Consider the following 5,389-nt stretch of genomic DNA (forward strand, 5'->3'; position numbering starts at 1 on the left):
GCCTTTGCGCATCACTGTCATCTGCTCACCGAAAAGCCGCTGGCCGACAGTCCTGAGAATGCGCGCGCCATCGTCGAGGCGGCGCGCAAAGCCGGGCGCGTCCACGCCGTCGTCCAGAACCGCCGCTATGTTGCCAATGTTAGGCGCATCAGGCGCTTTCTCTCATCCGGTGCCATCGGGGCGCCAACCAGCATCCACGCCGACTTCTTCGTCGCCCCGCATTTCGGCGGTTTTCGCGAGGAGATGGCCCATGTGCTGCTGCTCGACATGGCGATCCACACTTTCGACGCCGCCCGCTACATGGTCGGTGGCGAGCCGGCCAGCGTCTATTGCCGGGAATGGGAGCCGGCCAATTCCTGGTACCGGCAGGGATCATCGGCCACCGCCATCTTCGAGTTCGGCGGCGGCAAGCTGTTCACTTATGCCGGTTCCTGGTGCGCCGACGGGTTCCGCACCAGCTGGGAGGCCACGTGGCGCATCGTCGCCGAGCGCGGCAGTCTGGTCTGGGACGGCGAGGACGGGTTGAAGGCGGAGGTCACGCGGCCTATCCGCGAAGGCCTGTTCGACCGCACCGAGCCGCTCGCCGTGCCGCCGCTCGATCCCAATGACCGCGTCGGCGGCCATCTCGGCATCATCCAGGATTTCGTGCGCGCCGTCGAAACCGGCACCGAGCCGGAGACGCGTGGCGCCGACAACATCAAAAGCCTGGCCATGGTCTTCGGCGCGATCGAGAGCGCCGAAACCGGGCGCCGGGTCGCGATCGCTGTACAAGAAGGATGACGATGCCAAATCCGCTTCTCGACATCAGGATCGGCACCATGGTGCGGGCCAATCTCGACGACCCGGCCGCTTACATCAAGGCGATCCTGCCGCTCGGCTTCGAGAGCATCCAGCCCTTCTTCTGGCAGACGCTGGGCGGCAAGGACCTTCCGCGTCTTGCCGGCGAAATCCGTGAGGCGATCGGCGAAACCGACGTCGTCGTCTCCTCGATCGGCGTGTTCGGCAATCCGCTGGAGAGCGGCGATACTGATCGCGGCGTGCTTCACGCCTGGGAAACGGCCATCGACCACGCGCATCTGTTCGGCACCAGCATGGTGAGCGGCTTCACCGGCCGCATCCGCGGCAAGCCGCTGCCCGACAGTCTGCCGCGCTTCCGCGAGGTCTGGGGACCGCTGGCCAGGCGCGCTGCCGACAAGGGCGTGCGCATCGCTTTCGAGAACTGTGCGATGGACGGCAACTGGGCCAGCGGCGACTGGAACATCGCCCACAATCCCGACGCCTGGGAGTTGATGTTCAACGAACTGCCCGATGAGAATCTTGGCCTGGAATGGGAGCCCTGTCACCAGCTCGTCTACCTGATCGATCCGATCCCGCAGATCCGCAAATGGGCGCCGCGCATCTTCCATGTCCATGGCAAGGACGCGACGGTGCGCTGGGACGTGATCCGCGAGCATGGCGTGTTCGGCCGGCTGCCTTTCGTGCAGATGCGCACGCCGGGCTTCGGCGACAGCGACTGGACGAGGGTGATCAGCGAATTGCGGCTGGCGGGATACAGGGGCGCCATCGACATCGAGGGCTGGCACGACCCGGTTTACCGCGGCGACCTCGAGATTACAGGGCAGGCTCGGGCGCTGGACTATCTCAAGCAATGCCGGGGAGGTGCCGCGTATCTGCCGAACCCGGCCTGAGGATCGGCCGGCGGGAGGAGCCGGCAAGCGGAGCATTGCGGCGAGAAACCGAAGCAATCGTCGAAAACCCCTCGGCTTGCGAGGAAACAAAGGGAGGATAAGTGCATGAGCATCACGATGAGAAGGACAGTCCTGCGCTCGACCGTCGTGGCGGCCGCCACGGCGCTCGCCGCCGCAATCTCCACCTTGCCCGCCCAGGCGCTCGATGCCCAGTGGTGCAAGGACGTCCACATCCGCTTCTTCGTCGGCGGCGCCGAGGGCGACGCTTTCGGCACCATCGTCTACAATGGCGCCAAGCAGGCGGCGGCCGATCTTGGGCCGAAGGTCGACTACATCTTTTCCCAGTGGGATGTCGAGAAGATGGTGCAGCAATTGCGCGAGGCTGTCGCGGTAAAGCCCGGCGGCATCGCCATGATGGGCCACCCGGGCGACGCTTCGATCATGCCGCTGGCCGAACAGGCGCACAAGGACGGCATTAGGATGATGTACCAGAACGTGCCGGTGCCGAAGGTCACGGCGGCGTTCGGCGGCGGCTATGTCGGCGCCCAGCAGGAGCAGCAGGGCCGCGCACTTGGCGCCGAGGCGTTCAAGCTGGCCGGGCTCAAGGCCGGCGACAAGGCGATCATGATCGGCCCGTTCGAGAACGAGAGTCGCGGGGCGCGCGAGCGCGGCACTGTCGCTGCCCTCAAGGAAGCAGGCGTCGAGGTCATACAGCTTTCCTCGCCGCCAAGCGGCGAATGGGCTTCCGACCCCAATCTGGCGATACCGGTGATCACCGCGGCACTGCTCAACAATCCCGACGTCAAGGCGGTCGGCTATCCCGGCGGACAGATGCTGGGCAACGTCCCGACTTACATGCAGGCGGCGGGCAGGAAGCCGGGCGATATCTTCAATTTCGGCTTCGACACCAGCCCGCAGATCGTCGAGGGCTTCAAGGGCGGCTGGGTGCAGCTGACGGCCGACCAGCAGCCGTTCTTGCAGGGTTATCTGCCGATCCTCAGCCTTTGCCAGCAGGTGGTGCTTGGGCTGGCGCCGATGAATGTCGACACCGGCGCCGGCTTCGTCACGCCGCAGAATTATGAGATCGTCGCCGAGCTCGCCAAGCAGGCGCTGCGCTGACCTCCCAAGCCGTCGGCCGGGATTTAGCCCGGCCGGCGGGGCCGCTGGCGAGAACGCCGGCACGAAATCGAGCGAGGATCGCCATGGCCGAACCCATCATCGAATTGCGCGACATCAGTAAATCCTATGGTCAGGTTTATGCGCTGGGCGGGGTCAATCTCAGCGTCGACCGCGGCGAGGTGGTCGGCCTGATCGGCGACAATGGCGCCGGCAAGTCGACGCTGATCAAGATCCTGTCCGGCGTGGTCCAGCCGACCAGCGGCGAGATCCTGGTCCGCGGCAAGCCGGTGACGGGATGGAGTGCCGCGCGCTCGCGCGACGCCGGCATCGAGACCGTGTTCCAGGACCGGGCGCTGGCCGTGCAGCAGACCATCGTGCGCAACATCTTCATGGGCCGCGAGCTCACCGGCTGGCTGGGTTGGCTGAAGGTCAACAAGGAAATCGAGGAGGCGAGCCGGCTGATGCGCGAGATCGGCTTCACCTCGAAAGTGTTCACGCCGCACTCGATCGTCGGCCAGCTCTCGGGCGGCGAACGCCAGGGCGTGGCGATCGCACGCGCCATCTACAAGAAGGCGGAGCTGATCGTTCTGGACGAGCCGACGACGGCGCTGTCGCTGACCGAAACCGCCAAGGTCTTCCATTTCGTGCGCCAGGTGCGGGCGAGCGGACGCTCGATCCTGTTCATCGGCCACAACATCCACCACGTCTTCGATATTGCCGACCGCTTCGTGGTGCTGGATCGCGGCAAGGTGGCGCTCGCCGCCGACCGCAGCGAGGTCAAGTCGGCCGAAGACCTGATCAACTTCATGGAAGACGTGGCGCATCCCGGCGGCTTGCCCGGGTTGCACGACGCCAACGATGCGGGGAGGGCGGCGCAATGAGCAAGACCATGGAACCCGATCTGCAGAGCCCCCTCGGCGGCACGCATAATGAGGCCGCTGGGAAAGAGTGGCGACACCCGTCCGACAATTGGCTGCGCGGTTTCATCCTCGACAATCGCGCCGCACTCGGCACGCTTGTCGTGTTCATCGTCATGATGGCGGTGTTCATGATCGCCAATCCGGTCGTGTTCACCACCTGGTATCTCTACAGTTCCGTGCTCACCACGCTGCCGGTGGCGCTGTTTGTGGTGGTGCCGCTGGTCTTCGTCGTCACCTGCGGCGAGATCGACCTGTCGTTTCCAGCGACGATGGGTTTTGCTTCATGGGTCTTCGCGCTGGTGGTGCAGGCCGGCTACGATCCGTTCCTCGGCATCGCCGCCGCACTCCTCACCGGTATGCTGCTCGGCTTCCTGGTCGGATCACTGGTCGTCTATGGCGGGCTGTCGTCGCTGATCGCAACGCTCGGCATGAACTTCCTGCTGCGTGGCCTGATCCAGATCATCAACGAGGGCAAGTCGACGGCGCTCACCAGCCTCGCCGACAGTTGGGCCTACAAGATCTTCTCCAGCCAGCTCTACGGCATTCCGGTGCAGATCTTCTGGGCCATCGGCTTCGTCGTGCTGTCGGCGCTGCTCTATAACCGCCATCGCTTCGGCGCGCAGGTGAAGGTTGTCGGCGACAATCCCGACAGTGCCCAGCAGATGGGCATCGACGTCAAGCGCGTCAGGGTCAAGGTGTTTGTCTTCGTCGGCATTGGTGCTGCGATAGCCGGCACGTTTTCGGTGATGATCAACTTCACCTGGTGGCCGACCGCCGGCGACGGCTATCTGTTGCCGGTGCTGGCATCGGTGTTCGTTGGCGGCACGCCGACCTGGGGCGGCATCGGCACCGTCGTCGGCGGCGCGATCGGCGCCGTCACGGTGTCGTTCATCCAGACCGGCGTCGTCGCGGCGGGCCTGAGCGGCTTCTACGTCCAGTTCTTCAACGGGCTGATCATCATCCTGTCGCTGCTCGGCCACAAATGGAACCAGGCGCGCTATCGCTGAACGGGGCTAATGCTCAAACCCCGGTGACGAACCCGTCCAGCACGCGTTTCTGGCCGGCCTTATCGAAGTCGATGGTCAGCTTGTTGCCGTCGATGGCCGAGATGTTGCCGTTGCCGAATTTCTGGTGGAAGACGCGGTCGCCGACACTGAAGGGAGACGGCGTGTCGGCAACGGATTTGGCGACCAGTTCGCCATCGATGGTGCGGCCCTTGATCGACGTTCGGCCGGCGCCATAGCCCGAGTCGGTCTCGCCATAGCCGATGCGCTCGACCTGGTGGCCTGAGCGCGAGCCCCAGTTGCGATCGGTCGCCTCGGTGCGGTTCTGTTGCGCGCGCTGCCAGCCTGGCGTCGCATAGGTGTTGGAGAAGGCGCCGGATTTCTCGCCTCCGCCAGTATTGCCGCCAACATTGTCGAAGCGCGAAGCGCCGTAAGGGTTCTGCCTTCCGGCCCCTTGGCCGCCCCGCCCGGAGGCGAACGAACCGCTGCCGTAGGAATTGCCGTAACCGCCGTAGCTGTTGCCGCTCTCTGCGACTTCGACATGGGCTTCCGGCAGTTCGTCGAGGAAGCGCGACGGGATGGTCGATTGCCACAGGCCGTGGATGCGGCGGTTGGAGACGAACCACAAATGCAGGTTCTTCTTGGCGCGGGTCAGGCC

General features: G+C 65.0%; 5 protein-coding genes and 1 pseudogene. 5 read left to right on the forward strand and 1 reads right to left on the reverse strand.

From position 1 onward, the window contains the following. The 5 genes from E5W87_RS33605 to E5W87_RS33625 form a co-directional block, all read left to right on the forward strand. Positions 1-780: Gfo/Idh/MocA family oxidoreductase (locus E5W87_RS33605; RefSeq protein WP_292407710.1), on the forward strand; the 780-nt coding region annotated here is incomplete at its 5' end. Positions 781-782: 2 nt separating this feature from the next. Next, a complete protein-coding gene (locus E5W87_RS33610; RefSeq protein ID WP_292407713.1) occupies positions 783-1,688 on the forward strand; it encodes a sugar phosphate isomerase/epimerase in 906 nt (301 codons plus the stop codon). Between the two features lie 105 nt (positions 1,689-1,793). Beyond that, entirely contained in the window at positions 1,794-2,807 is a 1,014-nt protein-coding gene (locus E5W87_RS33615) for a substrate-binding domain-containing protein (RefSeq protein ID WP_292407716.1), read from the forward strand. 83 nt (positions 2,808-2,890) lie between these two features. After that, positions 2,891-3,688, forward strand: a complete 798-nt coding sequence (locus tag E5W87_RS33620) for an ATP-binding cassette domain-containing protein (RefSeq protein ID WP_292407720.1) — start codon at positions 2,891-2,893, stop codon at positions 3,686-3,688. Next, positions 3,685-4,734 (forward strand): ABC transporter permease, encoded by a 1,050-nt coding sequence (locus E5W87_RS33625; protein ID WP_292407724.1) that lies wholly within the window; start codon positions 3,685-3,687, stop codon positions 4,732-4,734. Before E5W87_RS33620 ends, E5W87_RS33625 begins: the two co-directional genes overlap by 4 nt. Before the next feature lie 13 nt (positions 4,735-4,747). On the opposite strand, the pseudogene E5W87_RS33630 reads toward E5W87_RS33625, so the two are convergent. Next, positions 4,748-5,389, reverse strand: a pseudogene (locus E5W87_RS33630) (ATP-dependent DNA helicase); the annotation flags it as partial.

Origin of the sequence: Mesorhizobium sp. (genome assembly GCF_004962925.1) — a bacterium.
Classification (GTDB): Bacteria; Pseudomonadota; Alphaproteobacteria; order Rhizobiales; family Rhizobiaceae; genus Mesorhizobium.

Coding starts and splice junctions, on each gene's coding strand:
- E5W87_RS33610 (WP_292407713.1), top strand. CDS start 783: ATGCCAAATCCGCTTCTCGACATCAGGATCGGCACCATGGTGCGGGCC.
- E5W87_RS33625 (WP_292407724.1), top strand. CDS start 3,685: ATGAGCAAGACCATGGAACCCGATCTGCAGAGCCCCCTCGGCGGCACG.
- E5W87_RS33620 (WP_292407720.1), top strand. CDS start 2,891: ATGGCCGAACCCATCATCGAATTGCGCGACATCAGTAAATCCTATGGT.
- E5W87_RS33615 (WP_292407716.1), top strand. CDS start 1,794: ATGAGCATCACGATGAGAAGGACAGTCCTGCGCTCGACCGTCGTGGCG.